Origin of the sequence: Micromonospora sp. CA-269861, assembly GCF_050948505.1 — a bacterium.
Lineage (GTDB): Bacteria > Actinomycetota > Actinomycetes > Mycobacteriales > Micromonosporaceae > Micromonospora.
In genome coordinates this window covers 3,015,086-3,041,472 of record NZ_CP192014.1, presented here as the reverse complement: position 1 = coordinate 3,041,472, position 26,387 = coordinate 3,015,086, and the positions used below count along the sequence as shown (strand labels likewise).

At 67.8% G+C, this 26,387-nt stretch carries 31 protein-coding genes and 1 pseudogene; 21 read left to right on the top strand and 11 right to left on the bottom strand.

Going from position 1 to position 26,387, the window contains the following annotated elements; translation table 11 throughout:
- Positions 1 to 93 precede the first annotated feature (93 nt).
- The 3 genes from ACQP0U_RS14045 (at position 94) to bla (ending at position 4,533) form a co-directional block, all read left to right on the top strand.
- Complete coding sequence (locus ACQP0U_RS14045; RefSeq protein ID WP_433319345.1) at positions 94 to 789, top strand: DUF4396 domain-containing protein; 696 nt, start codon at positions 94 to 96, stop codon at positions 787 to 789.
- 183 nt (positions 790 to 972) lie between these two features.
- The gene (rph, locus tag ACQP0U_RS14040; protein WP_433319342.1) at positions 973 to 3,588 is read left to right on the top strand and encodes a rifamycin-inactivating phosphotransferase; all 2,616 of its coding nucleotides are present in this window, start codon (positions 973 to 975) and stop codon (positions 3,586 to 3,588) included.
- A 60-nt stretch (positions 3,589 to 3,648) separates the two neighbouring features.
- Positions 3,649 to 4,533 carry a class A beta-lactamase gene (gene bla / locus ACQP0U_RS14035; protein ID WP_433320819.1) on the top strand — a complete coding sequence of 295 codons (885 nt, stop codon included), beginning with the start codon at positions 3,649 to 3,651 and terminating at the stop codon, positions 4,531 to 4,533.
- Between the two features lie 11 nt (positions 4,534 to 4,544).
- On the opposite strand, the gene ACQP0U_RS14030 is transcribed toward bla, so the two are convergent.
- Positions 4,545 to 4,976, bottom strand: a complete 432-nt coding sequence (locus ACQP0U_RS14030) for a winged helix-turn-helix transcriptional regulator (RefSeq protein WP_433319339.1) — start codon at positions 4,974 to 4,976, stop codon at positions 4,545 to 4,547.
- A gap of 115 nt (positions 4,977 to 5,091) precedes the next feature.
- On the opposite strand from ACQP0U_RS14030, the gene ACQP0U_RS14025 reads away from it, so the two are divergent.
- Complete coding sequence (locus ACQP0U_RS14025; protein WP_433319336.1) at positions 5,092 to 5,796, top strand: DsbA family oxidoreductase; 705 nt, start codon at positions 5,092 to 5,094, stop codon at positions 5,794 to 5,796.
- A gap of 25 nt (positions 5,797 to 5,821) precedes the next feature.
- On the opposite strand, the gene ACQP0U_RS14020 is transcribed toward ACQP0U_RS14025, so the two are convergent.
- Together ACQP0U_RS14020 and ACQP0U_RS14015 are read right to left on the bottom strand one after the other, a co-directional pair.
- Positions 5,822 to 6,406, bottom strand: a complete 585-nt coding sequence (locus tag ACQP0U_RS14020; protein WP_433319333.1) for a dihydrofolate reductase family protein — start codon at positions 6,404 to 6,406, stop codon at positions 5,822 to 5,824.
- A gap of 37 nt (positions 6,407 to 6,443) precedes the next feature.
- Positions 6,444 to 6,941, bottom strand: coding sequence for a pyridoxamine 5'-phosphate oxidase family protein (locus tag ACQP0U_RS14015; RefSeq protein ID WP_433319330.1), 498 nt, complete (start codon positions 6,939 to 6,941; stop codon positions 6,444 to 6,446).
- 75 nt (positions 6,942 to 7,016) lie between these two features.
- On the opposite strand from ACQP0U_RS14015, the gene ACQP0U_RS14010 reads away from it, so the two are divergent.
- A complete protein-coding gene (locus ACQP0U_RS14010; protein ID WP_433319327.1) occupies positions 7,017 to 7,679 on the top strand; it encodes a winged helix-turn-helix transcriptional regulator in 663 nt (220 codons plus the stop codon).
- Positions 7,680 to 7,684: 5 nt separating this feature from the next.
- Here ACQP0U_RS14010 and ACQP0U_RS14005 read toward each other — a convergent pair whose 3' ends face one another.
- Positions 7,685 to 8,287 (bottom strand): TetR/AcrR family transcriptional regulator, encoded by a 603-nt coding sequence (locus ACQP0U_RS14005; protein WP_433319324.1) that lies wholly within the window; start codon positions 8,285 to 8,287, stop codon positions 7,685 to 7,687.
- A 103-nt stretch (positions 8,288 to 8,390) separates the two neighbouring features.
- Between ACQP0U_RS14005 and ACQP0U_RS14000 the strand changes: the two genes are divergently transcribed.
- From ACQP0U_RS14000 to ACQP0U_RS13980, 5 genes are all read left to right on the top strand, one after another.
- Positions 8,391 to 9,323 (top strand): NmrA/HSCARG family protein, encoded by a 933-nt coding sequence (locus ACQP0U_RS14000; RefSeq protein ID WP_433319321.1) that lies wholly within the window; start codon positions 8,391 to 8,393, stop codon positions 9,321 to 9,323.
- 173 nt (positions 9,324 to 9,496) lie between these two features.
- Complete coding sequence (locus ACQP0U_RS13995; protein ID WP_433319318.1) at positions 9,497 to 10,558, top strand: glycoside hydrolase family 43 protein; 1,062 nt, start codon at positions 9,497 to 9,499, stop codon at positions 10,556 to 10,558.
- A gap of 107 nt (positions 10,559 to 10,665) precedes the next feature.
- Complete coding sequence (locus tag ACQP0U_RS13990) at positions 10,666 to 11,199, top strand: RICIN domain-containing protein (RefSeq protein ID WP_433319315.1); 534 nt, start codon at positions 10,666 to 10,668, stop codon at positions 11,197 to 11,199.
- Positions 11,200 to 11,280: 81 nt separating this feature from the next.
- Positions 11,281 to 11,676: a hypothetical protein gene (locus ACQP0U_RS13985; RefSeq protein WP_433319312.1), complete on the top strand. Its 396-nt coding sequence runs from the start codon at positions 11,281 to 11,283 to the stop codon at positions 11,674 to 11,676.
- A gap of 48 nt (positions 11,677 to 11,724) precedes the next feature.
- Positions 11,725 to 12,258 (top strand): RICIN domain-containing protein, encoded by a 534-nt coding sequence (locus ACQP0U_RS13980; protein ID WP_433319309.1) that lies wholly within the window; start codon positions 11,725 to 11,727, stop codon positions 12,256 to 12,258.
- 121 nt (positions 12,259 to 12,379) lie between these two features.
- Here the strand turns inward: ACQP0U_RS13980 and ACQP0U_RS13975 are convergent, their stop codons facing one another.
- Positions 12,380 to 13,294 carry an SDR family NAD(P)-dependent oxidoreductase gene (locus ACQP0U_RS13975; protein ID WP_433319306.1) on the bottom strand — a complete coding sequence of 305 codons (915 nt, stop codon included), beginning with the start codon at positions 13,292 to 13,294 and terminating at the stop codon, positions 12,380 to 12,382.
- Positions 13,295 to 13,395: 101 nt separating this feature from the next.
- On the opposite strand from ACQP0U_RS13975, the gene ACQP0U_RS13970 reads away from it, so the two are divergent.
- From ACQP0U_RS13970 to ACQP0U_RS13940, 7 genes are all read left to right on the top strand, one after another.
- On the top strand, positions 13,396 to 14,061 hold the full coding sequence (locus ACQP0U_RS13970; protein ID WP_433319303.1) for a TetR/AcrR family transcriptional regulator: 666 nt from the start codon (positions 13,396 to 13,398) through the stop codon (positions 14,059 to 14,061).
- A gap of 45 nt (positions 14,062 to 14,106) precedes the next feature.
- The gene (locus ACQP0U_RS13965) at positions 14,107 to 15,000 is read left to right on the top strand and encodes a S41 family peptidase (RefSeq protein WP_433319300.1); all 894 of its coding nucleotides are present in this window, start codon (positions 14,107 to 14,109) and stop codon (positions 14,998 to 15,000) included.
- Between the two features lie 142 nt (positions 15,001 to 15,142).
- Entirely contained in the window at positions 15,143 to 15,916 is a 774-nt protein-coding gene (locus ACQP0U_RS13960) for a maleylpyruvate isomerase N-terminal domain-containing protein (RefSeq protein ID WP_433319297.1), read from the top strand.
- Positions 15,917 to 16,012: 96 nt separating this feature from the next.
- Complete coding sequence (locus ACQP0U_RS13955; protein WP_433319295.1) at positions 16,013 to 16,783, top strand: alpha/beta hydrolase; 771 nt, start codon at positions 16,013 to 16,015, stop codon at positions 16,781 to 16,783.
- A gap of 210 nt (positions 16,784 to 16,993) precedes the next feature.
- Positions 16,994 to 17,371, top strand: coding sequence for a DUF2089 domain-containing protein (locus tag ACQP0U_RS13950; RefSeq protein ID WP_433319292.1), 378 nt, complete (start codon positions 16,994 to 16,996; stop codon positions 17,369 to 17,371).
- Positions 17,371 to 17,628, top strand: a complete 258-nt coding sequence (locus ACQP0U_RS13945; RefSeq protein ID WP_433320816.1) for a hypothetical protein — start codon at positions 17,371 to 17,373, stop codon at positions 17,626 to 17,628. Before ACQP0U_RS13950 ends, ACQP0U_RS13945 begins: the two co-directional genes overlap by 1 nt.
- Before the next feature lie 11 nt (positions 17,629 to 17,639).
- The gene (locus tag ACQP0U_RS13940; protein ID WP_433319289.1) at positions 17,640 to 18,062 is read left to right on the top strand and encodes an SHOCT-like domain-containing protein; all 423 of its coding nucleotides are present in this window, start codon (positions 17,640 to 17,642) and stop codon (positions 18,060 to 18,062) included.
- A gap of 199 nt (positions 18,063 to 18,261) precedes the next feature.
- Here ACQP0U_RS13940 and ACQP0U_RS13935 read toward each other — a convergent pair whose 3' ends face one another.
- Complete coding sequence (locus ACQP0U_RS13935) at positions 18,262 to 18,606, bottom strand: GlsB/YeaQ/YmgE family stress response membrane protein (protein ID WP_433319287.1); 345 nt, start codon at positions 18,604 to 18,606, stop codon at positions 18,262 to 18,264.
- 117 nt (positions 18,607 to 18,723) lie between these two features.
- Positions 18,724 to 18,921 carry a hypothetical protein gene (locus ACQP0U_RS13930; RefSeq protein ID WP_433319284.1) on the bottom strand — a complete coding sequence of 66 codons (198 nt, stop codon included), beginning with the start codon at positions 18,919 to 18,921 and terminating at the stop codon, positions 18,724 to 18,726.
- Between the two features lie 75 nt (positions 18,922 to 18,996).
- Here ACQP0U_RS13930 and ACQP0U_RS13925 point away from each other — a divergent pair, with 75 nt between their 5' ends.
- Positions 18,997 to 19,626 carry a VOC family protein gene (locus ACQP0U_RS13925; RefSeq protein ID WP_433319281.1) on the top strand — a complete coding sequence of 210 codons (630 nt, stop codon included), beginning with the start codon at positions 18,997 to 18,999 and terminating at the stop codon, positions 19,624 to 19,626.
- Positions 19,627 to 19,641: 15 nt separating this feature from the next.
- On the opposite strand, the gene ACQP0U_RS13920 is transcribed toward ACQP0U_RS13925, so the two are convergent.
- The 4 genes from ACQP0U_RS13920 to ACQP0U_RS13905 form a co-directional block, all read right to left on the bottom strand.
- Complete coding sequence (locus tag ACQP0U_RS13920; RefSeq protein WP_433319278.1) at positions 19,642 to 20,889, bottom strand: helix-turn-helix domain-containing protein; 1,248 nt, start codon at positions 20,887 to 20,889, stop codon at positions 19,642 to 19,644.
- Positions 20,876 to 21,037: a hypothetical protein gene (locus tag ACQP0U_RS13915; RefSeq protein ID WP_354970844.1), complete on the bottom strand. Its 162-nt coding sequence runs from the start codon at positions 21,035 to 21,037 to the stop codon at positions 20,876 to 20,878. The genes ACQP0U_RS13920 and ACQP0U_RS13915 overlap by 14 nt, the downstream gene beginning before the upstream one ends.
- Before the next feature lie 124 nt (positions 21,038 to 21,161).
- Complete coding sequence (locus ACQP0U_RS13910) at positions 21,162 to 22,289, bottom strand: helix-turn-helix domain-containing protein (protein WP_433319275.1); 1,128 nt, start codon at positions 22,287 to 22,289, stop codon at positions 21,162 to 21,164.
- Between the two features lie 1,545 nt (positions 22,290 to 23,834).
- Complete coding sequence (locus ACQP0U_RS13905; RefSeq protein WP_433319273.1) at positions 23,835 to 24,059, bottom strand: hypothetical protein; 225 nt, start codon at positions 24,057 to 24,059, stop codon at positions 23,835 to 23,837.
- A gap of 20 nt (positions 24,060 to 24,079) precedes the next feature.
- Here ACQP0U_RS13905 and ACQP0U_RS13900 point away from each other — a divergent pair.
- The 3 genes and pseudogenes from ACQP0U_RS13900 to ACQP0U_RS13890 all read left to right on the top strand — a co-directional run.
- A pseudogene (locus tag ACQP0U_RS13900) lies at positions 24,080 to 24,340 on the top strand (toll/interleukin-1 receptor domain-containing protein); the annotation flags it as partial.
- 66 nt (positions 24,341 to 24,406) lie between these two features.
- Positions 24,407 to 25,333, top strand: a complete 927-nt coding sequence (locus tag ACQP0U_RS13895) for a hypothetical protein (protein WP_433321389.1) — start codon at positions 24,407 to 24,409, stop codon at positions 25,331 to 25,333.
- 9 nt (positions 25,334 to 25,342) lie between these two features.
- Complete coding sequence (locus tag ACQP0U_RS13890; protein ID WP_433319271.1) at positions 25,343 to 26,323, top strand: AAA family ATPase; 981 nt, start codon at positions 25,343 to 25,345, stop codon at positions 26,321 to 26,323.
- Positions 26,324 to 26,387: the final 64 nt, after the last annotated feature.

Here is a 26,387-nt window from a genome sequence, read left to right as displayed (position 1 = left end):
CGTGACAGACTGCGAGGTGCCCTCGGCCGTCGACACACCGGTCAGCGATCCCCCTCCACGTTCGTTCGCGGAAGGCACGCGGAAGGGGCGGGGATGCCACCAACCTGGCTCGTGGTGCTCTCCTGGGCTTCGCTCGCGGTCGGTGTCGTCAGCTGTGGGGTCGTCCTTGCCGACACGTATCTCCGCGGACACCGTCAGCCGGTCCGGGTCATGGAGATCGTCTGGCTGGTGACAGTCCTCTACGTCGGCCCGGCGGCCGTCCGCCTCTACTGGAACTGGGGTCGGCCGGAGGCTTTCTCTCGGCGGAGGCGGGAGGGCCAACCGCGAAGGCCTCGCCGGGGCATCGTCGTCACCCACGTGTCCCGCTGCGGCGCCCACTGCGCTCTCGGGTTCATCGTCGCCGAGGTCGCCCTGTACGCCGTGCGATTCGACCCGGCCGAGGACCCGATGTGGGTCGCCTACGCCGGCGACTACCTGATGGCGGTGACGATCGCCGTTCTCTTCCGGTACTTCGCCGGGCCCGGTCGCCGCCTGACGAAGATCTGGCAGGCACTGTCGAGCGTCGGCAGGATCGAGCTGCTGACCATCACGGCCTTCGAGGTGGCGCTGTTCGTGTGGCTGACGTTCGCGCATCGCGTGGTGCTTCCGGAGCCACCCCTGCGACCCGACAGCCCGACGTTCTGGTTCGCGGGCCAGCTCGGGCTGATAGCCGGCTTCATCGCTGCCTGGCCCACCGCCTCCTGGCAGCTCGGCCGAGGGCTGAGATTCGAGCCGCGCCCCGACGACTGAGTGGCCGTATCGGGGCACGGCTCGGCCGCCCCGAAAAGACGATCGGCAGGGAGATCACCCTCCCTGCCACTTCTAACGTATACCGCACCCGGGGGCTTGCGGCAAGACCCCGGGTGTGGCGCAGAATCGGCGGCCGGACCAGCACAAACGAGGTAACGGGGGCGCGACGTGGGTGTGGTGTCGATGGACGGAGACCGCGGCGACCAGGAACCGCTGTTGGATCTTCGAGAGGTCGACGAGACGCAGGTGTCGGTCGTCGGCGGCAAGGCCGCGCACCTGGGCGCGCTGTCCCGGATCGACGGCATCCAGGTGCCGGCCGGGTTCTGCGTGACGACCGCCACCTTCCGGCGGGTTCTGGCGCAGGCGTCGGCTATCGACGATCGGCTCGGTGACCTGTCGCGCCTGAACCCGGATGACCGGGAGGCGATCCGCACGCTCAGCGCGGAGATCCGCCGCAGCATCGAGGAGACCCCGATCCCGGGCGACCTGGCAGCGGCTATCACCGGCGCGCTCGCCCGGTTCGGCGAGCGGGCCGCCTACGCCGTGCGCTCCAGCGCGACGGCGGAGGACACGCCCACGGCGTCCTTCGCCGGCCAGCAGGACACCTACCTGAACGTGGTGGGGCCGGAGGCGATCCTGCGGCACGTCAGCCGGTGCTGGGCGTCGCTGTTCACCGAGCGGGCCGTCATCTACCGCCTGCGCAACGGCATCGACCACCGCACCGTTCAGATGGCTGTCGTCGTACAGCGAATGGTTTTTCCGGATGCCGCCGGCATCCTGTTCACCGCGGACCCGGTCACGGGCAACCGGAAGGTCGCGACGGTGGACGCCAGCTTCGGCCTCGGCGAGGCCCTGGTGTCCGGCCTGGTGAACCCGGACGTCTTCACGGTCCGCGACGGGGAGGTCGTCGCCGGGGCGGTGGCCGCGAAGAAGCTGGCCGTCGCTGCCCTGCCGGGCGGCGGGACCCGGGAGGTGGCGATCGACCCGCAGCGGCAGGAGCAGCCGGCGCTGACGCAGGCGCAGGTCGTACGGCTCGTGCAGCTCGGACGACGCATCGAGGCGCACTTCGGCCGTCCGCAGGACATCGAGTGGTGCCTGGTCGACGACGACTTTCAGATCGTGCAGAGCCGACCGATCACCACAGTGTTCCCCATTCCCGTGGCCGACGACGACGAGAACCACGTCTACCTCTCGGTCGGTCACCAGCAGATGATGACCGACGCCATGCGGCCGCTGGGGCTCTCCATGTGGCAGTTGACGGCAATGGCCCCGATGCGGGAGGCCGGCGGCAGGCTGTTCGTCGATGCCATCCGGCTGCTGGCCTCCCCCGCCAGCCGCGCCGGCTTCCTGGAGATGGCGGGCAAGTCCGACCCGCTCATGGGGGACGCGCTGGAGACCCTCCTCGAGCGCGGGGACTTCGTTCCCACGCTCCCGGACGACGGCAGCCCCGGCAAGCCGACGACCGGCGGCGCGCCCGCCCCGATCGAGACCGACCCGGCCATCGTGACCGAGCTGGTCGCGCGCAGCGAGGCGTCTGTCGCCGCCCTGCGGCGCGACATCGCGACGGTGACCGGTCCGGCGTTGTTCGACTTCCTACTGACGGCCTTCCAGGAACACAAGCGGGTCCTCGGTGATCCGCTGAACATGAAGGCGATCATGGCCGGTATCGAGGCCACCTGGTGGCTCAACGACCGGCTGCACGAGTGGCTCGGCGAGAAGAACGCGGCGGACACCCTCACCCTGTCCGCCGCCGGCAACATCACGTCGGAGATGGGCCTGGCGCTGCTCGACGTCGCCGACGTGATCCGTCCGCATCCGGAGGTGGTGGCGTTCCTTACGGGCGCCACGCACGACGACTTCCTCGACGACCTGCCCACGGTCGTGGGCGGGGTCGAGGCCCGCGCCGCCATCGAGGCGTACCTGGACCGGTACGGCATGCGCTGCGTCGGCGAGATCGACATCACCAGGCCACGGTGGAGCGAACGTCCCAGCACGCTCGTGCCCGTGCTCCTGGACAACGTCAAGCTGTTCGAGCCGGGCGCGGCCAGGCGGCGCTTCGAGCAGGGCCGGCAGCAGGCGCAGCAGAAGGCGCAGGAGGTGCTGACGCGCCTGCGGGCCCTGCCGGACGGGGAGCAGAAAGCCGACGAGACCGCGCGGATGATCGACCGGGTGCGGACCTTCATCGGCTATCGGGAGTACCCGAAGTACGACATCATCAGTCGCTACTTCGTCTACAAGAAGGCCCTGCTGGCCGAGGCCGAGCGCCTGGTACGGGCCGGCGTGCTCACCGAGACCGAAGACGTCTTCTACCTCACGTTCCAGGAGTTCCACGAGGTCGCGCGTTCGCACCGGGTGGACGACGCGCTGATCCGGCAGCGCCGGGACGCGTTCCGGTCGTACCAGGCGCTCACCCCGCCCCGGGTGCTGACCTCGGACGGTGAGGTCATCACCGGGTCGTACCGACGCGACGACGTGCCGGCCGGCGCCCTGGCCGGTGTGCCGGTGTCCGCCGGGACTGTCGAGGGACGCGCGCGCGTCATCCTGGACATGGCGCAGGCAGATCTCGAAGCGGGTGACATCCTCGTCACGGCCCACACGGACCCCAGCTGGACTCCGCTGTTCGTCGGCATCGCCGGCCTGGTGACGGAGGTCGGCGGGTTGATGACGCACGGCGCGGTGATCGCGAGGGAGTATGGCCTGCCGGCTGTCGTCAGCGTGCTCGACGCCACCCGGCTGATCCGCGACGGGCAGCGGATCCGCGTGCACGGCAGTGACGGCTACGTCGAGATCCTGTCCTGACCGGCGACACGTCCAGGAGGTACGACGGTGGTGGTTTCGGTCCGACGTCTGGCGACAGTGATGGCCACGGCGTCGACAGTTGTGTCGTTGGCGGCGTGCAGCGGCGGCGGCGACGCGACCGGGGCGCGGACGACGCCGAGCCCGCAGGTGACGCTCGCCCCGTCGCCGGCCACCGATCCGGAGTTCCGGCGGCTGGAGGAGCAGTTCGGGTCGCGACTGGGGATCTACGCCGTCGACACGGGCACCGGCGAGACTGTGGAGTACCGCGCCGACGAGCGGTTCGCGTACGCCTCGACCTGGAAGGCGCTGGCCGCCGCCGAGGTGCTCGACGGGACCACCGACGCCCAGCTCGACCGGGTGGTGCGGTACTCGGCGCGGGACCTGGTGGCCCACTCCCCGGTCACCGGGAAGCACGTCGGCGAGGGCATGAGCCTGCGCGCCCTCGCCGACGCCGCCGTGCGCTACAGCGACAACACGGCGGGCAACCTGCTGCTGCGCCATCTCGGCGGGCCGGCCGGGTTCGAGTCGAAGCTGCGTGCGCTCGGTGACACGGTCACCGACGCCGCCCGCTACGAGACCGCGCTGAACGAGGGAACACCCGGCGACAAGCGGGACACCAGCACCGCGCGGGCCCTGGCCCGCGACCTCCGGGCGTACACAGTGGGCGAAGCTCTGGAACCGGCGGACCGCGACGTGCTGCGCGGCTGGCTGCGGGGCAACACCACAGGCGCGAGGCTGGTCCGCGCCGGGGTGCCGGCCGGCTGGGTGGTCGGGGACAAGACCGGGACCGGCGGGTACGGCACCCGCAACGACATCGCCGTGCTCTGGCCGCCCGACCGGGCCCCGATCGTGCTCGCGGTGCTGTCCAGCCGCGGCACGAAGGACGCCACTCCCGACGACGCCCTTATCGCCCAGGCCACCAGGGTGGTCGTCGCCGGGCTGTGATCAGGAGTAGGTCAGGTGGCGGCGCCGCTGTCGTAGGCCGTCTGGTGGCGACGGATCTCGGCGTGGTGGTCGGCGGACCAGGCTGCCAGGGCCAGGACGGTGGAGAGCAGTGACCTGCCCAGATCGGTGAGAGCGTATTCGACGCGTGGCGGCACCTCCGGGTACGACGTGCGGGTGACGAGGCCGGTGCGCTGGAGGTGTTTCAGGGTCAGCGTGAGCATGCGCTGCGAGATGCCGGGGATCGCGTCACCCAGGTCCGAGTAGCGGACGGGGCCGTCGGCGAGCGTGCCGATGATCAGCACGCTCCATTTGTCGCCGACGAGGTCCAGGACCTCGCGGATGAAGTCGGCGTCCTCGTCGTTCCAGTGCGCACAGGGCCCCGGGGCGGCCCGGACGTTCGCCCGGACGTTGGTGCGCCTGCGCCGAAGTTCTCCTGCGCTCATTCCCGCCGCCCCTCCGCGCAGCCCGCGCTACGCACATGAATGTACCTTTTGTGGCCCTCCGATTCTGATGCATCATGGCGCTACGAACAAGAAGTGAGAATCGAGGAGGAGCACCATGAAGGTCGAGTTCTGGTCGGACATCGTCTGCCCGTACTGCGGGTTGATGGACCACCGGCTCCACCAGGCGCTGGACCGGCTCCCGTACGGCGATCAGGTGCGGGTGATCCACCGGTCGTTCCAGTTGCACCCCAACCTGCCCCGCGCGGGTGTCACGCAACGGGAGTTGATCACGATGGCGGGGGCTCCCGCGACGACCGTCGACCGGGTCCTGCGGCCCATCGAGCGGGCGGCCGAGGCGGAGGGCCTGACGCCCTACCACGCGGTGGACCGCACCCTCGGGCCGACGGATTTCGCCCACGAACTGCTCGCCTACGCGACCGACCAGGGACGCGGCGCCGAGATCTGGACGGCGATGTTCCGCGCGCACTTCGGGCAGGCCCGCAAGCTGTGGACCGCCGACGAGGTCCTCGACTTCGCCGCCGAGGTGGGGCTGGACCGCGACGGGGCCGCCGACGCCCTGCGCAGCCGCCGCTACCGGGCCCGCGTGGCGGCCGACCAGCGCGAGGCACAGCGACTCGGGGCGCGCGGGGCGCCGTTCCTCGTCTTCGACGGCCGCTTCGCCGTCCCCGGGGCGATCGGCCCCGACGACCTGGTCGCGGTCATCGATAAGGCGTGGGCCGAGAGCCACCCGACGCCGCAGCCGCTGCCGGTTGTCGGTGCGGCCGAGGGCACGTGCACCCCGGACGGGTGCGCGGTCTAACAACGGTTCGCGGACCGGCGAGGACTCAGTCGCCCCGGGTGTCGTCAGCCGGGCGGTACGTCAGGAGGACGACCCCGGAGGCGAAGGGTTCGGCGGACACCAGGTCCAGTCGTGCCGGCGGCTGACCACCGTCGAACAGGGCCTTGCCCCGGCGCAGGAACACGGGGTGCACCAGGAGGTGCAGCTCGTCGATGAGCCGGAGATCGGCGAGGGACCGGATCAGCGTGAGACTGCCGTAGACCACGATGTCGCCACCCGGCCCACGCTTGAGTTCGGTGATCTCGTCGGGGTCGAGGTGGGTGAGCCTTCGGGTGTTCGTCCAGGTCGCGGTGTTTCCCGAGGCGGAGACGACGATCTTCTCCAGCGCGTCGAGGCGTTGGGCATACCCGCGTACCTCGTCCGGCTGGTCGGGATTCTGGGCGGCCAGCGGCCAGTAACCGGCGAAGTCGGCGTGCGTGATCCGGCCCAGCAGCAGGCTGCCGGCGTTGTCCACCAGGGCCCGCTCGTATTTCTGGAGTTGGTCGTCGACCAGCAACCAGTCCATCTCGTCGTCGGGGCCGGCGACGAACCCGTCGAGCGTGGTCCACATCGACACGACAATCTTGCGCATCTCGTCCTCCGTCTTGGTGTGGTGATTCCCGGGCGGGCTACTGGCCGCCGCTGAGCGCGGCGCGGACGGGTTGCGGTGTTCGGGCCGGGAACCGCTCCTGAAAGTCGACGACTCCGACCCAGGTGGGGCGCAGGCCGATGCGGACCATCCGCAGGCCCGGTTCGTCGATCGCCGCGAGGTAGGCGTTGCCCTGCTCGTCGCCCATCCCCGCGCGCTGGATGGTGGCGTACTCCGGCAGGACGCCCTCGACCTCGGTCAGGGTGACCGTCCCGCGCAGCATCAGCACCTCCGGCAGCCCGTCGGCGGTGTCGATGCAGACCGCCACGTCCGGTCGGGCGCTCAGGTCGCGGATCTTGTACGTGCCGGCGAACGCGCCGACGACCAGCTCGTCGCCGGTCCACAGGAAGTTCACCGGGATCAACCTCGGCGTGCCGTCCCTGCTGGTGTAGGCGAGGCGTGCCACCAGTGCTGCGGAGAGCAGGCGCCGAGCCAACGGGGTGTCCAGGAGCTTCACGTCACCTTGCGGCAGGCTCATGGCACCCACGCTAGGGGGCTAACTCCTAAAGAACAAGTGACACTCCTGAATTAGGATCCAGGTAGGGTGGACGCCATGAGCGGCATGCGTAGTTACGGAGATCCGTGCGGTGTCGCGCGTGGACTGGACATCATCGGCGAGCGGTGGGCGCTGCTGGTGGTCCGCGATCTGCTGCTCGGCCCCCGACGCTTCAACGATCTGCTCGGCGGCCTGCCCGGGGTGAGTCCGAACGTGCTGAGCCAGCGGCTGCGCCAGTTGACCGAGCACGGCGTGGTGCACCGGCGGGACCTGGGCCCGCCGACGCGTGTCCACCTCTACGAACTCACCGAATGGGGCCGCGCCCTGGAGCCGATCCTCCTGCAGTTCGGTCGCTGGGGAAGCCGGTCACCCCAACCACACGAGGGCGCTCTCGGCATCGACTCCCTGCTGCTCAGCATCAAGGCGGCCTTCGATCCGGCGCGAGCCTCGGAGTTCACCGGCAGCTACGCGTTCCACATCGACGCCGACACGTACCTCGCCGACGTCGCCGACGGTGCGGTGCAGCTGCGGCGCGGCGCGGCGTCCGAACCCGACGCGACGCTCAGCACCGACATCGACACCCTTCGGGCCATCTGTGGCCAGCAGATCACCATGGCGGCGGCGGAGGAGTCGGGCGCGCTGCGGTTGAGCGGTGACGAGGATGCCAGGCGACGCCTCACCGTTCTGCTCCTTACCCCGTTCACCCCGGCAACCGCCTGAGCGGTTCAGCCGCGTTGAGCACCGGCCCGGCCGACAGGTGCGCCCGGACGCGGACTGATCCCGGCCACGGCCAGGTCGAGTAGCCGGTCCGCGTCGGCGGCGGGGTCCCTGTGGTGTTCGGTGGCCAGGGCGATGCCGGTGATCAGCGCGAGCAGATCGCTGATCGTCACGTCTGGAGCCAGAGCGCCGTCCTGCGCGGCACGGCGGACCAGAGGTTCGCCCGCCTCGGTGAGCTGCGCGGAGGCGCAGTGCTCGTGCGCCTCGGCGGGGCTGGCCGTGCAGTCGCGGGTCAGCGCGATGGCCAGGCCCCGGATGGTGGCGACGTACCCGTTGACGGCCCGCAGCCACTCCAGCAGCGCGGCCCGCGCGTCGGCGGTGTCGGACAGCTCGCGGGCGCGGGCGCCGAGGCTCTCGATCACTCCGCGGAACACCGCGTCCAGCAGGGCGTGGCGGCTGGGGAAGTGCCGGCGCACGGTGGCGGAGCCGACCCCCGCTACGCGGGCGATCTGCTCCAGGGACGCGTCCGCGCCGTGCGCGGCGATCTCCTGCTCGGCCACGGCGAGCAGGAGCGCGTAGTTGCGCCGGGCGTCCGCTCGCTGGGCGGGCATCGCGTCACCTCACGGTTGCTAAGTGGCGGGGTCCGCCGTATCTTAGCGGAGCACAAACGGTGACCCCCGCCGTTTAGCCGTTGTCGACGACAGGAGACGCCCCATGTCCACCGAATCCGCACCCGTCCTGGTCACCGGCGCCACCGGCAGGCAGGGTGGTGCCACCGCCCGGGCCCTGCTCGCGGCCGGCGTCCCCGTCCGGGCACTGGTCCGCGACCCCTCGACCGACCGCGCGAAGACGGTCGAGGCGCTCGGCGCGGAGCTGCTCGTCGGCGACCTGGACGATCGCGACTCGCTGGTCCGGGCCGCGCGAGGAGCCCGAGCGGTCTTCTCGGTGCAGATGCCCGCGATGACCGGTAACAGCATCAACTTCGACGGCGAGCTGACCCACGCCGTCAACCTGATCCAAGCCGCGCTGGCCGCCGAGGTGCCGCAGTTCGTGCACACGTCAGTGAGCGGGGCCGGCCAGCACACCGAGACGCCCGGCTGGGCCGAGGGTCGGTGGGCGGCCATGGAGCCCTACTACACCACCAAGGCCGGCATCCAGGACCGGGTCCGCGAGGCGGGCTTCCCGTACTGGACGCTCATCAAGCCGAGCTTCTTCATGGACAACTTCCTGCCCTCCGTGGCGTACCTGATCCCCCGTGGCGTCACTAACGGCCTGGCGACTGTCATCAAGCCCCAGACCTCCCTCTCCCTCGTCGCGGTCGACGACATCGGCCGCGCCGCCGCCGCGGCTGTCGCCGAACCCGATCGCTTCCACGGAGTCGAGTTGGAGCTGGCGAGCGACTACCTGACGATGACGGAGATCGCCAAGGCACTCTCCGACGCCCTGGGCACCAAGCTGACCGCGCCGGACATGACCGAGGAGGAGGCGATCGCCGCAGGGATGCCGGAGTGGGCGGGCATCTCCCACGAACAGAGGAATGTGTTCACGCAACCGGCCCGCCCGGAGTACGCGCGAGCCCTCGGCATCCCCCTCACGACGTTCGCGGAATGGACGCGCGAAACTCTGCGCGAGTCGTCGCTGCGATAGGTGGCCGACGCCGGGTGTGGCTGCGGGGCCAGGTCTGGCAACCAACGCTGTGGCTCGTCGACTCCTGACCTAATCTATGAGTGTCGATCGTTGTCGCCCTGGCCGCACGACTGGATCCGACCTGACCGGGGCCGCCCTCCGGCCAGCCCGGTTCGAGGAGAGGAATCCCGATCGTGAACGCCGGTAACCGAATCCTTCCCATCCTGTTGACCGTCGTGCTCGCCACCGGCCTGTCCCTGGTCGGCGCCGGGCCAGTGACGGCCGGGCAGACAAGCCTGCGGGCCGCCGACCCGAGCGTGATCCGCGTCGGCGGCAACTACATCTCCGTGCAGTCGCTCAACGGCGGGATCGCCGTCCGGCAGGCGGCCTCCCCCGACGCGCTGGCCGCCGCACCCGCACGACAGGTGTGGACGGACAGCCGCAACCTCGGCGAGGTCTGGGCCCCGGAGATCGTCACCGACGGTGGCCGCTACTACATCTACTTCACGGCCGGGCGCGGCGCCGCACACCGCATGTACGCGATCCACTCCGCGTCACCGGCCAGCGGGTACACGGCCGAGAGGCAGCTCGCGCTGCCCGACGGGAAGTGGGCCATCGACGGCAGCCTGTTCACCTTCAACGGGCAGCGGTGGTTCGTCTGGTCCGGCTGGGCCGGCGACACCAACATCGAACAGAACATCTACCTCAGCCGCATGAGCGACCCCCTGACCCCAACCGGCAGCCGGTACGTCATCTCCCAACCACGCGAGAGCTGGGAGCGCGTCGTCGGCAACCCGTTCATCAACGAGTCCCCCGAGGCGATCAGGGACCCCAACGGGCAGCTGCACATCGTCTACTCCGCCAACGGCAGTTGGAGCGACCAGTACTGCCTCGCCGACCTGCGGCTACGCGCCGGCGGCGACCCGACGTACGTGTGGGACTGGTACAAGTCGAACGGCTGCCTGTTCGGCTCGAACCGGGCCACCATGATGGCCGGCTGGGATCCCACCCTGCACGTCAACGGCCCCGGCCACCACAGCTTCGTGCTGCTCAACGGCGACATCGCCACCAGCCCACCGGCCGGGCCGAGGTTCCCACTGATGTACCACGGCGTACCCAAGGGCACCGCGTACTCCTGGGCGAACCGCTACTGGTACACCGGCACCTTCTGCTGGTGGGGCAACACCACCTACCGCCGCGCCAACGTGCCCGGCCCGACGGCCGACACCGGGTTCAGCATCAAGTTCTTCGAATGATCCGGACGAGCATTCTGGTCCTTCGTCGGCCGTCCGGCCGGTTAGCACGCATCGATGATGATCGTCTAGCCTGGCGTCTCTCCACTTAGGACGACGAAAGGCCCCTCATGAAACGCAGATTGATGACCAGTCTGGTGGCGGTGCTCGCCATGGTCGCGGCGACGCTGGTCGGCACCGGCAGCCCGGCGGCGGCCGCCACCTCGGGTCCGTGGGTGATCCAGCCCTTTACGAACTACCACTGCCTGGCCCCCGAGGCGTTCTCGTCAGGGCTCAACGTCGTGGTCGACCAACATCTCTGCGAGAGTGGGCCGAACCGCGACTGGATCTTCACCACGACCAGCTCGGGCTACTACCGGATCTCCTACCGCAACGGCGGACGGTGTATGGCCGTGCGCGGCGCGGTGTCCACCGAGCGGGCGAAGATCGCCACGCAGGTGTGCGGCGACGCCCGCCTCAACGACCAGTGGCTGCCGATCAAGCTTTTTACCTCCGGGAGTTCCGACTACTACCAGCTGAAGAACCGCAACAGCGGCAAGTGCATGGCGGTGGAGGGCAACTCGACGGCGAACGGCGCCGACATGATGCAGTTCACCTGCTACACGACATCGAACAACCAGGCCTTCACCTGGTTCGCCCCGTAAGCAGCGCCCTTCGGCCGCGGCGGGACCCCTCCGGGTCCCGCCGCGGTTCCGATGTTGTCCGCCGGTGGCACCATCGCTCAGATGAACGTCCGTCGCCTGGCTGCCATCGACATGTACGGCAGCCGAGGGACCACCCGCCGACGGCGGATCATTCTGGCCGAGTTCCTCGTCGGCGTGGCTGCCATGGTGACGTGGGGCATCTGGCTGCTGGCGTCGTCGAGCGGCCTCGGCCCCCGAGCGTTCGGCCTGTGGTTGACCGGCGCAGGTCTCAACTACGCGCCGCTGTCCCTGTACGCGCTCGCGCTGATGCGCCCCGGCGCCCTCGACGCCGAACTGGCTGGCGTCGACATCGACCGGGAGCTGCGCCGGTACACGGTGCTTCAGCTCTGGGTCGTCGTACCGCTCTCGCTCGTCGTTCTCGCCATCCGCGACGCGCTCGCCCGCCGTCGGCGCGATCGCGCCAACCCACAGGCCTGACCGTTAGCCTTGTCCGACTCTCCATCCTGGACAAACGAAAGGCCCCTCATGCAGCGCAGAACGATGACCAGCCTGGTGGCGGTGCTCGCCGTGATCGCGGCAACGCTGGTCGGCACCGGCAGCCCCGCTGCGGCTGCCACCACCGGCCCGTGGGTGATTCAGCCCTTCACGAACAACTACTGCATCCACCCCGAGGCGTACGCGTCGGCGAGCGGCACCGTGGTCGATCAGCATCTCTGCGACAGGGGCCCGCTCCGCAACTGGAACTTCACCACGACAAGCTCGGGCTACTACCACATCTCCTACCGCAACGGCGGAAAGTGCATGGCCGTCCGCAACGCGTCGAAGACCGAACGGGAGAAGATCGTCACGCAGCTGTGCGGCGACGCCCGCCTCAACGACCAGTGGCTGCCGATCAAGCTCTTCACCTCGGGAAGCGCCGACTACTACCAGCTGAAGAACCGGGGCAGCGGCAAGTGCATGGCGGTGGAGGGCAACTCGACCGCCAACGGCGCCGACATGATGCAGTTCACCTGCTACACCACCTCGAACAACCAGGCCTTCACCTGGGGCCTGGACTAGCAACGCTGTTGAGCCGCGGCGGGACCTGTCCGGGTCCCCCGCGGTCCCACCCGGCACGACATCGATCCGGGTTCGGTGAGGCCGGGGCGTCCACAGAGTGGGGCGCCCCGACTTGGCACTGTCACAATGCGGCGGCTGCCTGGCCCACCGGGAACCGCACGCCGGTGAGGTCTTCCGAGACGGCCCAGAGGCGTTGCTGCACGCTCACGTCGTAGGACTCGGGGCTGGAGGTGACCAGCCTCGGGTAGCCGCGCGCCTCGGCCGCGCCGTCGGGGCCGTAGTACTGCCCGCCGAGGACGGACGGGTCGGTGGCGGCCCGCAGGGTGGGCAGCGCGCCCGCCGCCGCGGGCTGGGTGATCACCGGGGCGAGCCAGGTGAGCGGCCGGCGGACGACCGCCGGAGCGTTGCGGGCCAGTTCGGTGTTGGAGATGCCGGGGTGTGCGGCCACCGCGGCGGTGGTGCCGTGCGTGGCGAGCCGGCGCTGTAGTTCGTAGGTGAACATCAGGTTGGCGAGCTTCGACTGACCGTAGGCGGCGACCCGGCTGTAGGAACGTTCCCATTGCAGATCGTCGAAGTGGATGGCGGCGCGGATGCGGTGGCCGGTGCTGCTGACCGTGACCACCCGGGAGCCGGGCACGGGCAGCAGCAGGTCGAGCAGCAGGCCGGTGAGCGCGAAGTGACCCAGGTGGTTGGTGCCGAACTGCATCTCGAAGCCGTCGCGGGTGTCCTGCCTCGGGGTGTACATCACGCCGGCGTTGTTGATCAGCAGGTCGATCCGCGGGTGCGTGGCGCGCAGGCCGGCCGCGGCGGCGCGTACCGATTCCAGCGAGGTCAGATCCAGCTCCCGTACGGAGACGTCGCCGTTGATCCGGGCGGCGGCCAGTCTGCCCTTCTCTGTGTCGCGTACGGCCAGCACGACCGACGCCCCGCGCTCGGCGAGCCGCCGGGCGGCCTCGAAGCCCAGCCCGGTGTTGGCGCCGGTGACCACTGCCACCCTGCCGTCCTGGCGCGGAATCTGCTGCTCGGTCCACTTCATCTCAGGCTCCCCAATATACCGCCGGTAACTTATATTCGAACGGTAATGTACCGACGGTACGCTGTCAAGGGACCGCCGGTACCTAAGCTAGGGTGGGCGACATGACGTTCCAACGGGCGCGCAGCGAGGAGCAGCGTGAGGTCCGACGCCGGGCCATCCTGGAGACGACCTCGGCGATGCTCGACGAGATGCCGGTGGCTGAGGTGACCCTGAACGAGCTGAGCCGGCGGGTCGGCCTGGCCAAGACGGCGGTGCTGCGCTATTTCGAGTCCCGTGAGGCAGTGCTGCTCGACCTGCTGAACGACCGGACGACGACCTGGCTGGCCGAGCTGGATCAGGAGCTGGCCCGCGGTGTCGACCCGAGCCGGCCGGCTATGGAACGGGCGGAGCAGGCGGCCGACGTGCTCAGCCGGTCGCTCGCCGCCCAGACGGTGCTCTGCGATCTCTTCGGCGCGCAGGGCGGGGTGCTCGAGCACAACGTCTCGGTCGAGGTGGTCCGCCGGCACAAGCGGGCCGCGCTGGGCAACCTCGCGGTGATGGCCGGCCTCGTCCGGCAGCACCTGCCCGAGGTCGGCGACAACGCCGAGCTGTTCTGCCTGAACGCCTTGATCCTGGCTGGCGCGCTGTCCGCCTACACCTCGCCGCCGCCCAGCCTGCTCGCCGTCTACGAATCCGAGCCGGCGCTCGCGGTCCACCATGTCGACCTGCGGGCAGCCCTACGGCTCGCGATCATCACGTCGCTCGTGGGCATACTGCCGCGCTCTTGATCTTCGGCGCGATATTCCACTGGGTATGAGGCTGTTTCGGCTAGCATGCCCGCCGTGCTCTCAAACGAACAGATAATCGGCCAGGCCCTGGATCGGATCGAGGCGGGGTACGTCTTCCCTGAGAAGGTCGAGGACATCGACGCCGCGATCCGGCGCCGTCTCGCGGCGGGAGAGTACGACGACCTGGACGGGCCGGTGCTCTGCGAGACGGTGACCACCCACCTGCAGGAGGTCTGCCCGGACAAGCATCTGCGGCTGCTGTGGTCGGACCAGCCGCAGTCGCTGGATCCAGCGGACGAGGACGGCGGGCGGGCCGCGTTCCTCGCGCTGCTCAGGACGGAGAATCAGGGGATCCGCCGGGTCGAGCAGCTGGACGGGAACGTCGGGCTCATCGACGTGCGGCGCATCGCGTACGCCGATGAAGGCGCCGCCGCGATCGGCGCGGCCATGCAACTGGTCGCCCTCAGCTCCGCGCTCATCCTGGACCTGCGCGCGTGCACCGGCGGAACACCGGAGGGAGCCGCCATGTGGTGCAGCTACTTCTTCCGCGACGACCAGGTGCACCTCAACGACTTCTACGAGCGCTCCACCGGCGCCACCCGCCAGTTCTGGACGACCGCGCACCTTCCCGCGCCGCGCTATGTGGACCGCCCGGTCTCCGTGCTCACCAGCGCGACGACGTTCTCCGGGGGCGAGGACGTGGCGTACACCCTTCAGGCGCACGGTCGGGCCGTCGTCGTCGGTGAGACGACGCGTGGCGGCGCGCATCCGACGGCCCGCCACCCGGTCACCGAACACATCCAGGTGACCGTGCCGACCGCCCGGACCATCAACAGCGTCACCGGCACCAACTGGGAGGGCATCGGAGTGGTCCCCGACGTACCCGTTCCGGCAGACCAGGCACTCGACACGGCACTCAAGGCCATCTCGGGCGCATAGGCGTGCCCGCCGCCGACTTGCGCAGCGCGGACCCAGCCGGCCGGCGGGAACCGCCCAGATGGTCAGGGTCCGGCTGTCGGCGCGTTCGTTCGTCCGACAAATTCGCTACCGGGCAGCCGGAGAGCAGTGGTACACAACCGAGGTGCAGAACACTGTGAAGTTTCCCGAGGTCCTGCGGCTGATCGAAGACCGCTCGGCCGCGTTCCGCGCAGCGATCGCATCCGCCCCCGACCTTGACGTCCAGGTCCCGACCTGTCCGGACTGGACGCTGCGCGAGCTGGCGCAGCACCTCGGCGACGGCCGCCGCCGCCAGGCCGCCATCATCGCGGCGGGCCCGGGCGCTGAGCCCCCGGCGCGGACGGACCCGAAGGGTGCCCCGACCGCCCCCCGCGACCGCGAAGCCCTGGACGCCTGGCTCGCCGAGTCGACCGAGCTCATGCTCCGCACGATGCGCGAGGCCGGCCCGGACCGCGGCTGCTGGACCTGGTGGGGCAGCTCGCAGGCCCCGCAGACCAGCGGAGCCATCGCCCGGCACCAGATCCAGGAGCTGGCAGTCCACACCTACGACGTCCAGCTCACCCAGGGGGCCGCACAGCCGCTGCCGACGGACGTCGCGGTCGAGGGCGTCGACGAGTTCCTGACGACCGTCGCGGCGACTACCGTTCCCTGGCCGTTCAAGCCGGCGACCATCGACCTGCACACGACCGAGGGCCGCTCCTGGCGCCTGACCCTCAACGCCGACGGCGTCCGCTGCGACGACCTCGCCGCCGACACGGAGCCGGGCGACATGGCGATGCGCGGCGCGGCGAGCGAACTGGTCCTCTACTTCTACGACCGCGTCCCGCTCGACGGTCTGGAGACCACCGGCGACACCGAGCCGATGGAGCAGCTCGCAGACTGGGATCCGAACGCGTAGACGCGCACCTGTGACGCGTCTGTCGGTTCCGCGCGCGTCATTGGGACTCGGTTTCGACCCGCCGGTGAACGTTCCGGTCGACGGTCGGATGCCGTGATGATGAGGGCCTACCGCGAGTCCTCGATGTCCTATCAGGTCGCCGACGGCAGCGCGCTGCCGTTGCTGGTCGTCGAGCCGGGTGACGCCACACCGCCTCGCGCTGGCATCGTCCTGTTCCACGGCGGCGCGCTCCGCGAGGGATCGGCCGACGGGCTCGCCCCGCACTGCCGGGCGTTGGCGTCGCGGGGAATCCTCGCGGCGTCGGCCGGGTACCGGCTGCTCGGTCGTGGCGCGGTCAGCATCGACGACTGCCTCGCTGACGTGCGGCGCGCGGTCGAGCAGTTCGGCCGGCTGGCGGCGTCACGCGGGCTCGACCCGCCGCGGCTGGCCTCGGGTGGCAGCTCAGCCGGCGCTCATCTCGCGATGCTCGCCGCGATGACCCCGTCCACCACGGCAGCGGAGTTGAGCATCGCCGCCACGGTGGCCCTCAACCCAGCGGGACTGAACCTGGGGTCCTTCGCGCCGGACGCGCAGCGCCGCCTCGCACAGCAGGTCGGTATCGCCGTGAGCAGACTGGTCGAGTACTCGCTGATCGAGTTCGTGCGGCCGGGGTCGCCACCAGTGCAGATCCACCACGGCATCCACGACGAGGTCGAGCCGATCGGCTCGGTGCGGCAGTTCCGGGACGCGATGGTCCGCGCCGGCAACCAGTGCACGCTCGTTGAGTACGAACACGCCGAACACGGATTCCACTACCCCGGCGCCAGCAGGCACTTCGACGACGTCATCGACGCGACGGCGCGGTTCCTCCTCGACCGGCACCCATGATCGACCGTCGACGCGGGTCAGCTGGGCTGTGGCGGACACTCCAGGACCTTGTCGGCGCCGTTGAAGAGCGCGAGGACCTGCCCATCCCGGCATCTTAGTGGCAGCCCTCAGGGGCGCAGCAGGGTCACGCCCACCGGCCACAGGTGTGATCTTAAGAAAATTAAGATCAACCTCTTGGAAGTTGAAGATTTCTGAGATACAAATTCAGGTATGACAGAGCAGGCGATGGACTGGCAGGAACTCACCAGCCTGACGCGAGGCCAGCCGTTCGTCGTCGAGCGGGTGCGCCTGGCGAGCAACGGCGTCGCGATCGAGGGCGAGTTCGAGCCACCGCAACTGGCTCAGCTCAACGTCGATGACCAGGTCTTCGTCACGGCGTTCGTGCGCTGCCACGGTTCGATCAAGGAGATGGAACGCATCTTCGGGGTGAGCTACCCGACGATCAAGTCGCGACTCAACCGGATCACGCAGATGCTCGACTTCGTCGAGACCGACCCGGCACCCTCGCGAGCCGACATCATCGACCGGTTGCGCCGCGGTGAGATCACCGCACAGGAGGCGCTGGCCGAGCTGGGCGGCCGGTCGTGATGCCGCAGTTGGTGACCGTCACTGTCAACCGCCCGGACCGCCGGCCCATCCGCCTCTGGGTTCCGGTGCTCCCCGTGGCGCTCGTGCTCTTCCCGGTCGTGGTCCTGGTCGTGCTGGCGGCGATCGTGGCCTGCGTCGTGTTCCGCATCGGTGTGGTGCGGGCACTCGGCGCCGCGTGGCGTGTCATCTCGGCGCTGCCCGGCGCCCGCTTCGACATCGAGCAGGGCCGCTCGGCCGTGCTCGTGGCTATCCGATAGGAGAGGTTCGAATGACCGAACAACGCAAGGACATCCTCGACATGCTGGTTGCCGGCAAGATCACCACCGAGGAGGCGGAGCAGCTCATCGCCGCGCTCGAACGGGACCAGGCACCGGCGACGGTGAGTCACGACGTCCGGCCGAAGGGCAAGGTGAAGTACCTGCGGGTGGTGGTGGACTCCAATGACAACGGCGAGCCGTCGCGGGTCAACGTGCGGGTGCCACTGCAACTGCTGCGGGCTGGGGTACGGCTGGCGGCGCTGATCCCGCCGCAGGCCCTGGTCAAGGCCAACGCCTCACTCAGCGACTCGGGTGTGCCGATCGACCTGACGCAGCTCAAGCCCGAGCAGTTGGAGGCGCTCGTGGAGCACCTCGACGAGGTCACCGTGGAGGTGGACTCCCCCGATGCCACAGTGCGGGTCTTCTGCGAGTAGGCGCCGTCCGATGGGACGGCCCCTCGAGAGGGTGCTGGAACACCCTCCCGAGGCTGCGCCCGCCGCAGCAGAGCACAGGTGAACTGCCAACCTGAAGTCTAGCCACTCACCAGCAACCAGCGGAGGGACCACTCGGACGGGTGCTCCCTCCGCTGCGCGGGTCGGGTCGGCGGGGACAGCTCGCCCGCCGGCCGACCCGTCAGCTCTTGGCCTTACTGCGACGGGTCCGCCGACGGGGGGCATCGTCGTCACCGCCGGCAAGCCGGGTGAAGGTGAGCATGTTCGCCAGCGCCACGGCGATGATCGCGACACCGACCTGGATCGCGAGCACGACCCAGTCCCACCGCAGCACCCACACCTCCACGCCGGCCCCGTCGTCGATGTCGAGCGCCCTGGCGACCACGGTGCCCAGCACCGCCGAGCCGACGCCGATGACGAACGTGGCGAAGAAGCCGATCCGCTGCCTCCCCGGCAGGATGAGCCGGCCGAGCAGGCCGACGAGGGCACCGATGAGCACCGCGCCGAGATAACCAGTTACCAGCATTGCCGTCTCTCCCCTCCAGCAGTGCCGAGATACATGCCCGAATCTCACGTTCCCGGAAACCCAACCCAGGCCGTCGGCCGGTCGCGGGCAGTGTGGAGGGTTGTGTCGTTCAGCGCTTCATCGGGTGAGGCCGACGAGCGTCGCCAGTCGCGCCACGCCGGCCGGCGCCGGCTGCGCGCGGGCAACATCGGCGATCACGGTACGCGCCAGCGGCCGACACCGAACCTCAGCCGGCGCGACACTGTCCGCGTCCACCAGGGCCCGTGCCGCCCCGCGCAGGTCACCCAACTGCAGGTACGCCCGAGCGACGTCCACCAGGTAAGCGCCCCGATACCCAGCTGGCAACGCCGCGTAGGAGGCCGTCGCGCTGCCGATGTTAGGTTCGCTGACATGACTGGGCAGATCACGGCCGCGCAGTTCCACGCGGCCGACGGTGTCGAGGACTGGCGCTGCCTCTACCATCTGGTCTCGGCCTACTTCCCGACCGGCTCGCTGTCCGAGGGCATCGCGCTCGTCGATGAGATTGGCCGGCTCACCGACGAGGCGCAGCAGCAATACCTCATCGTCGACCTGCGCGGCACCGGCGTCACGGTGAGCCTGAATCGGCGCGACATCTCGTTGGCCCGGCGCATCTCAGCCGCCGCCAAGGAGCTGGGCCTGCCCGCCGACCCGACCGCCGTACAACTCATCAACGTCACCCTTGACGCACTCGTCGGCGCGGACGTGCTGCCGTTCTGGCGCGCGCTGCTCGGCTATCGGCAGTTTGGCGACGACTACCTGTTCGACCCGGCGCGCCGCGGTCCGGGCTTCGGTTTGCAATCGATGGACGAGGCGCGCCTACAGCGCAACCGCATGCACCTCGACATAGCTGTCCCGCACGATCAGGCAGAGGCTCGCATCGCCGCCGCCCTGGCCGCCGGCGGCAACCTGGTCTCCGACGCGCATGCACCCATGTGGTGGGTCCTGGCCGACGCCGAGGGCAACGAGGCGTGCGTCGCCACCTGGGAAGGCCGCGCGTAGCAGGACGGCGAGCGTTCATCTCGTCAGCCCGACCAGGGTGGCGAGTCGCGCCACGCCGGCCGGCGCTGGCTGCGCGCGGGCAACATCGGCGATCACGGTACGCGCCAACGGCCGGCACCGAACCTCAGCCGGCGCGACACTGTCCGCGTCAACCAGCGCGCGTGCGGCCCCACGCAGGTCACCGATCTGCAGGCACGCCCGCGCGACGTCCACCAGGTACGCCCCCCGATGCTCGGCCGGCAGCCGCCGCCATGCCTCCCGCCGAATCACTGTCGCGTGCCTTTGGAGCGCTTCAACGGCATCACCCCGTTGTGCCGCCACCAGCACCCGGACCAGCTCGACGGTGACCGACCCGAAGCTGGTCCGGTGCACATCGTCGTACCCCCTGAATCCGGCGGCGATCCCCGCGGCTCGGTCGATCAGCTCGTCGGCGCGGCGGGTGTCGCCGCAGCCGACGGCGGCCAGGGCGGCCTGGAGCAGCAGCGTCCCACCCACTGCCCACTCCCCCGCCGACCGCTGCGGCTCGCCCCTGCCCCCGCCCCGGTGATCATGAGGTTGGCGGGCGCTCTGATCTTCGGACGGCCCGTAAACCTCATGATCACGGGGGTGCGCTGGGGTGGGGGTGATGCGGTTCGCTGCGGTTAGGGCCGCTGTTAGGGCTAGGCGGTCGCGGGCCGACGCGCGCAGCGCCTGGGCTACCGAGATGGCCGCCGTTGCCGCCAGGATCGGGTCGTCGCCGGCGGCGGACATCGCGCGGTCGGCGGCCAGCCAGGCAAGGTCGGCCTCGCCGAGCTTGACCAGCATCGACGAAGTGATCCGGTACGCCTCCACCAGCAGCTCCGCTGACCGCGCACCCTGGACGGCGTCGAGCAGACCCGGCAACACCCGCACCAACTGCCCGTAGTGCGAATGCTGGTAGCTCAACCAGGCGTACCCGACCTGCCTTCTCAGCTCTTCCGTCGTCTGCTGTGGGGCCCGCAGGGTGTCGTAGCGGGCGAGCGCGGCCCGGATGTCGTCCACCCCGTCCGGCGTGCCCACCGGGGCGTTGCGCGGCTGGCCGAGCAGCACCTCTGGGTCGACCCGCAGGACGTGGGCCAGCTCCTGGATCACCGAGTACCGGTCCAGGGCGCGCACTCCGCGCTCCACCTTGTCCACCCAGCTCTTCGACCTGCGCAGCCGGTCGGCGAGCATCTGCTGCGTCATCGACCGCCGCACCCGCCAGCGGGCCACGCGGCGGCCGATCGGGACGTCATCGTTGGTCACGCCGCCACCGCCGGTCCGGGACCGCACGGGTCGTGTCCTCCACCGGTACGCGCTCCGCCTCAGCTTGGGCGAGGAGGCGCTGTTTGGCAGCCTCCCGCTCGGCCGCCTCACTGTTGTTCTCCGGAGCGTTGTCGTCCTGCCCGCTCATCCCCGCCTCCTCCGGTGGAGGCCCAGCAGCTCAGGGTCGACCGTTGCCGCGCCGGGCCATCAGGACGCGCTTACGTCCCAAACCGGACAGTAGGGCGTACTGGTGATGGCTTGATTACTAGCAGTTATGCGGCCAGGTTGATGCCGATACGGCCGGCGAGTAGCCGCAGTTCGTCGGGGATGGCTCGGCGCTGGGCTCGCTGCGCCAGGGTCACCACGGCGTCGCGGGCAAGGGGGTTGATCGCGAACGGAATCGGCGCTGCTCGCTCGGCCTGCACAAATGCGGCGAGGGCCTCGACGTCTCGGCGACCGCCGTCGGCCAAGGCGCGACCGAGGTCGAGCCAATAGGACTGCTGGCGGATCGACGCTGCGAGTACCTGCGGTCGGACCGTCCTGGACAGCTCGATGACCCGGCCGGACTCGCCCTGCTCGGCGGCGATGGACATCTCCCACAGCCCGACGTTGGTGGGTCCGAACCCACATCCGTTGAAGCCCGCACCGTCGACCGGATCCCCGAGGGTTGCCGCCTCGCGAGCCGCCTCTGCGAGGTGGTCGCGCGTGACATCCAGGCGACCGCTCACCGCCGAAGTCAGGGCGGCAGAGAGGTGGAGTTGGCCGAGCATTTGTCGGACTCGTTCGTCGGCGGCGTCGGCCTGAAGCTCGGTCAGGGACCGGTCCGCAGCGCGGGCCGCGACGGGCGCGGACTCGATCGGCAAGCTCTGCGCGTAGGCGAAACGGGATGCTGCGATCCATGCAGGATCCTCAGCGTGCTCGGCGACCGTCCCGGAGAGCCGGGCGGCGTTGAGAGCCAGGTGGCGGTATCCGAGGTTCCGCAGACAGGTAGCGGCTTGGTAGGCCACCTGGACGAGCGCGGCGCCGCCCACAGCGGCGGCTTCGAGCAGCAGGCCGGGGAGCAAACGAGCCATAGCTGGGTAGTTGCAGGACGTGCGGAGTTGTTCGGCGCGAGCGATCTCGGCGGTCAGACGTTCTGCTGTGTAGGTCGACGGGCGGCGCTCGCCGTCCTCGATCTCGATCAGGACGGACCAGATGGCTGGCACACACTCGGCGGCGCTCTCACGGGCCGGATCTCCGGACTCGGTGCCCTGCCCGAGGAGGTCAGCCACGGTGACCTGGAGCGCGGCAGCGAGTGCGACCATAGTAGAGCGACGGTCGATAGTTTTCCGACCCGACTCGACCTGAGAAACGTACGACTGGGTGACACCAGCAAGTCCGGCGAGGACAACTTGTGTCATCCCGCCACGGCGTATCCGCCAGTATCGAATCCTGGCACCGACGGTGTCTGGTTTCACCACTTTGCGCCCACTTCGACTAGAGGCCCGGGAGAGCGGCAGCCTCCTCCACCTCAAGACCCGCCGCCACACCGGCAGAGCCTTCCGTCACCAATTCGCAACGGACCGTTCTGGATGCGAGCACCCCACTGCCGCGCCTCAGGCTATTCGACATGGAGGATCGGATCAAGGTCCTTGCTTTTCGCCTCGGACGCTCCGATCGCGCTCGGACTCGGCCTAGTATTCCGTCAACGCCACCCATGGCGAGCGCTTCAACTCCAACTCTGAGCCACCTCCAGAACATTGAACGCGACAGATTAACATCGATGATCTTGATTCGGCTCAACATCAACCAACTCCTGATCAGGCCGATCAGACGATCTGGGCGCCTAAGTCGCATACGGGTCAGATGGAGATCTTTCGATTTCCTCATCTAGTTCGACTAGCCCGGCGGGTCCGCGTTTTCCCGGGTGGGCGATCGCGCAGGAGGTTCAAATCGGGGCAGATCGGGTTGTCTTGGATGAGCTGAGAGGGCGAAGCGCGGCGACCAGACTGACGCAACCTCTTAGTCAAGTAGATGACTAACCAACTGTGAGGCTGGCGGATGCCACTCGGTAGACCTACGATCCGGGGATGTCGCGGCCCGCTATTGCTCTAGTAGGTAACGTAAACCCTGCTCGTGCTAGCGAGTTGTCTCTGATTGATCCTGAGGCTGCCGAGAGCGCTTGCCGTGAGATAGGCCGAGCGCTGGCCGAAGCGGAATGTGATTTGATCATGTTCTCCGCTCGCCACGGATACGCGGAGCCTGCTATCGCAGAAGGATACGCGCAAGCCTGCCGGCCAAATTCGCCGGGGCGCATTGTTCTCAGATCACTTCGTCATCGGGCGTCCGAATTCATGGTTCCAGACAACGGCGCCGTAATCTTGGATGTTGAACCGGATTCAAGCGATATGTGGGAAATATCTTTCTACCGATCGATTCTGAATGCGGACGGCATCGTGCTTATCGGTGGGGGCCGGACCACCAGGATTGCTGGAATAATTGGCGTCGCCTCAGGCATCCCAATAGCGCCGGTGGCGGCTTTTGGTGGTGGCGCAGCAGACGTCTGGGGCGAACTAGATAAAAGCCGGAATGATGTGCACCAAGACGAACTAGCCAAGTTGGGTGGACCCTGGAGAAGCAACTCCGCGCAAAATGTTGCCGCGTCGCTCGCGGGGCAGAAGTTGCGCCGCGAAGAGCGGAATAGGTCAGCATTCGTGCGAGATAGCGCGTTCGCTCGAAACACTGGGGCAGGATTAGCTGTCGCAACGATTGCAATCGTAGCCGCCTTAGTGTGTATCGTCCTAGTTGGTGACGCCGGCAAGCCCAATACGAGAATGATGGCCCTACTGCTTACGGGTCCGATGCTTGCGGCGGTCGCAGGGGCAATCGTCCGCGAGTCGCTTCAGTCTGACCACGGATGGCTCAAGGCAGCCGTGCATGGGCTAAGCGCGGGAACCGTTACTGTTCTACTTTATGTCGCCGCGCAACTTCTCGCCCTGCCAGGGCAACTGGACCAGCTGGATGCCCGAAGGCTGCTGTTCTTTGTCGTACCCCTCGGATTTAGTACGGGTTTCACCTTTGACCTTCTTTTCGACCGGTTGCGGTCTGAACAGGGTCTGGCCCAGACTTCCCCAGAGAAATGAACTTTCATCGAGCAGGACGCGATTAATGAGACGCACCCCGTCCTTCACGGCCCCTTCCCCGGTAGTCCATGAAGCCTGACATGCCTCGCGTTTTCATTAGTCATTCCAGCCGTGATCCATTCTCGGACGAAGTCCGCAAATTGGTCTGCCGGAAGCTTCGCGAAATGAATTATGAGGTCCTAGTTGACGCTGACACGCTGCGGCCGGGCCAAGAGTGGCGTGCGGTACTGACACATTGGCTAGCTGAATGCAACGCAGCCATCCTGCTACTCAGTCATGAAGCTCTCAAGTCTGACTGGGTTAGACGAGAAGTGACAATACTATGCTGGCGACGCCTCGTCGGATCTTCTGTTAACATCATCCCCGCGCTTCTAGGCGACGTAACACCCAGGCACGTGGCAGATGCCGGATTTAGCGAGTTGCGTCCACTTCAATTCGCAGGGGTCCTTGCCCCTGAAGTCGGCAACCTAGATGCTGAGCGTCTTGCCTCCGAAATTGTAAGTGAGTTCCCACCTGCAACGGAGTCAAAGTCGAGTCCTGACAAAATGCGGCGCTGGATTGATAGAATCACCCACTTCCTTGGACAGGTTGGTGACGAGAAAAGGCTCGACGACTGCGCAGTTGAGTTAGGCGTACAGCAGCCCGACCTTCACCTCGTGCGGCTTCCCGAGGGTAAGCGTTTCCTCGCCCACCAATTACTCGACGAGGGCCTTAACAGGCGGACCTACCGAGCTATTCGTGCCGTCAGCGACTTCATGGAACGAGAATGGTTAGATAAGCTCGTCCGCGATGTTTCTTTCACTTGGGTGAGCAGCGAGGCTGCAATTGGACTTTTAGAATTTGGTGACGTCGGCGAAGGGTTGCTGGTCGTTCTTAATGCGCGCAGCCCGTTCACTGCTGACGAGTATCTGGATCGCGCAACCTGTCGGGGCGGATACTGGAGGGAGGTGGCCGGCATTGCTATTGGAGAGGACGCGGTGACCGAACTCGTCAATCATTACGAGAACGCAGTGGCATCACTGCACGGCATTGAAGAGCCGTGGACTCTTGACGATATTCAGCCGCGGGACGAGCCATCCTTCCTTGTCGTCGATCCCGCTGGAGTCCGATTGGATTCAGTGCTTTCAGCCCTACGAATTATCCGAGATCGATACCCCTGGGTTGTTGTAATCCTCTTGGTCGGAACAATAACCCCCCATGAGGACTTGCTAAGTGAGTGGGGATCTGAGCACATAAAGTTTCTGACCCCTCAACTCCAGCCTGGTGAAGAACAAAGCGCTCGGCGAAGCGTGCGTGATCTCAGAAGCTTACTTCAAAGATAGGAAGCAGTAATGAAACCCAATCCATCAATACCTTTAGATGTGCCTGATGGGAGGGACGGGCGAGTCTATGTGATGCCGCCGGAGCTCGATCTCGCCATACGCGTCTCACTCGCCACCGGACGCCCGCTGCTCCTCCGAGGCGAACCTGGCTCGGGCAAGTCCTCCCTCGCACCATTCGTAGCGCGCGGCAAGGGCTGGCGATATTACGAGCACGTGGTGACCTCACAGACTCAAGCCCGCGATCTCCTCTGGACATTTGATGGGGTTCGCAGGTTGGCCGATGCTCAAGCTGGCGTACGAAACCTCGCGAATTCCCAATATGTCGAGCCTGGGCCCTTGTGGTGGGCGTACGCCCGAGAGTCGGCGCGGCGACGTGGCGAAACAACAGACTGTCTACCCACAGCGATCGAACCGTTCAGCGAGATGAACGCGGAACGCTCACCAGATTACGCCGTTGTGCTAATTGATGAAATCGATAAAGCAGACCCTGACCTTCCAAACGGCTTACTGGTGCCACTATCGTCCGGAACTTTTACTGTTACCGAAATCAACTCCGAAATTCGCAAGGCTTTGCCAGTAGGAATTAATCCTGGTTCGACGGCACGGCATCTCATTGTTCTCACTACTAACGAGGAACGGGAACTGCCGGAGGCATTCCTACGTCGTTGCGTTGTTGTTTGGCTCGAATCGCCGGGCGAGCAGGAGTTGGTGGCCATTGCTAGAGAACACATGACTGCGTACGACGAGGGATGGTCGGATATCGACCAAGCTCTTGCTGCAGAGGTAGCCCATGCCGTAGTGGCAGCTCGGGAGAGGGCTCGCCAGCTCGGAATTCGACCTGCTAGCACAGCTGAATTCTTGGATGCGCTGAGGGCATGCAAGCAGTTGGGCATCAGTTCTGATAGCGACGAGTGGAAATTGATCAGTCAGTTCGTTCTTTTTAAGCCACAGCAGCCAGGATACGGTAATGGCGCACGGAATCTGGCTTAGTGACCTCACCCGGGCCGCTCGCGCCCTCAAGCCGGACGAACCCCAACTATACCTAATAGCTCAG

Coding starts and splice junctions, on each gene's coding strand:
- ACQP0U_RS14045 (WP_433319345.1), top strand. CDS start 94: ATGCCACCAACCTGGCTCGTGGTGCTCTCCTGGGCTTCGCTCGCGGTC.
- rph (WP_433319342.1), top strand. CDS start 973: ATGGACGGAGACCGCGGCGACCAGGAACCGCTGTTGGATCTTCGAGAG.
- bla (WP_433320819.1), top strand. CDS start 3,649: ATGGCCACGGCGTCGACAGTTGTGTCGTTGGCGGCGTGCAGCGGCGGC.
- ACQP0U_RS14030 (WP_433319339.1), bottom strand. CDS start 4,976: ATGAGCGCAGGAGAACTTCGGCGCAGGCGCACCAACGTCCGGGCGAAC.
- ACQP0U_RS14025 (WP_433319336.1), top strand. CDS start 5,092: ATGAAGGTCGAGTTCTGGTCGGACATCGTCTGCCCGTACTGCGGGTTG.
- ACQP0U_RS14020 (WP_433319333.1), bottom strand. CDS start 6,406: ATGCGCAAGATTGTCGTGTCGATGTGGACCACGCTCGACGGGTTCGTC.
- ACQP0U_RS14015 (WP_433319330.1), bottom strand. CDS start 6,941: ATGAGCCTGCCGCAAGGTGACGTGAAGCTCCTGGACACCCCGTTGGCT.
- ACQP0U_RS14010 (WP_433319327.1), top strand. CDS start 7,017: ATGAGCGGCATGCGTAGTTACGGAGATCCGTGCGGTGTCGCGCGTGGA.
- ACQP0U_RS14005 (WP_433319324.1), bottom strand. CDS start 8,287: ATGCCCGCCCAGCGAGCGGACGCCCGGCGCAACTACGCGCTCCTGCTC.
- ACQP0U_RS14000 (WP_433319321.1), top strand. CDS start 8,391: ATGTCCACCGAATCCGCACCCGTCCTGGTCACCGGCGCCACCGGCAGG.
- ACQP0U_RS13990 (WP_433319315.1), top strand. CDS start 10,666: ATGAAACGCAGATTGATGACCAGTCTGGTGGCGGTGCTCGCCATGGTC.
- ACQP0U_RS13985 (WP_433319312.1), top strand. CDS start 11,281: ATGAACGTCCGTCGCCTGGCTGCCATCGACATGTACGGCAGCCGAGGG.
- ACQP0U_RS13980 (WP_433319309.1), top strand. CDS start 11,725: ATGCAGCGCAGAACGATGACCAGCCTGGTGGCGGTGCTCGCCGTGATC.
- ACQP0U_RS13975 (WP_433319306.1), bottom strand. CDS start 13,294: ATGAAGTGGACCGAGCAGCAGATTCCGCGCCAGGACGGCAGGGTGGCA.
- ACQP0U_RS13970 (WP_433319303.1), top strand. CDS start 13,396: ATGACGTTCCAACGGGCGCGCAGCGAGGAGCAGCGTGAGGTCCGACGC.
- ACQP0U_RS13965 (WP_433319300.1), top strand. CDS start 14,107: ATGCCCGCCGTGCTCTCAAACGAACAGATAATCGGCCAGGCCCTGGAT.
- ACQP0U_RS13955 (WP_433319295.1), top strand. CDS start 16,013: ATGATGAGGGCCTACCGCGAGTCCTCGATGTCCTATCAGGTCGCCGAC.
- ACQP0U_RS13950 (WP_433319292.1), top strand. CDS start 16,994: ATGACAGAGCAGGCGATGGACTGGCAGGAACTCACCAGCCTGACGCGA.
- ACQP0U_RS13945 (WP_433320816.1), top strand. CDS start 17,371: ATGCCGCAGTTGGTGACCGTCACTGTCAACCGCCCGGACCGCCGGCCC.
- ACQP0U_RS13940 (WP_433319289.1), top strand. CDS start 17,640: ATGACCGAACAACGCAAGGACATCCTCGACATGCTGGTTGCCGGCAAG.
- ACQP0U_RS13935 (WP_433319287.1), bottom strand. CDS start 18,606: ATGCTGGTAACTGGTTATCTCGGCGCGGTGCTCATCGGTGCCCTCGTC.
- ACQP0U_RS13925 (WP_433319281.1), top strand. CDS start 18,997: ATGACTGGGCAGATCACGGCCGCGCAGTTCCACGCGGCCGACGGTGTC.
- ACQP0U_RS13915 (WP_354970844.1), bottom strand. CDS start 21,037: ATGAGCGGGCAGGACGACAACGCTCCGGAGAACAACAGTGAGGCGGCC.
- ACQP0U_RS13910 (WP_433319275.1), bottom strand. CDS start 22,289: ATGACACAAGTTGTCCTCGCCGGACTTGCTGGTGTCACCCAGTCGTAC.
- ACQP0U_RS13890 (WP_433319271.1), top strand. CDS start 25,343: ATGAAACCCAATCCATCAATACCTTTAGATGTGCCTGATGGGAGGGAC.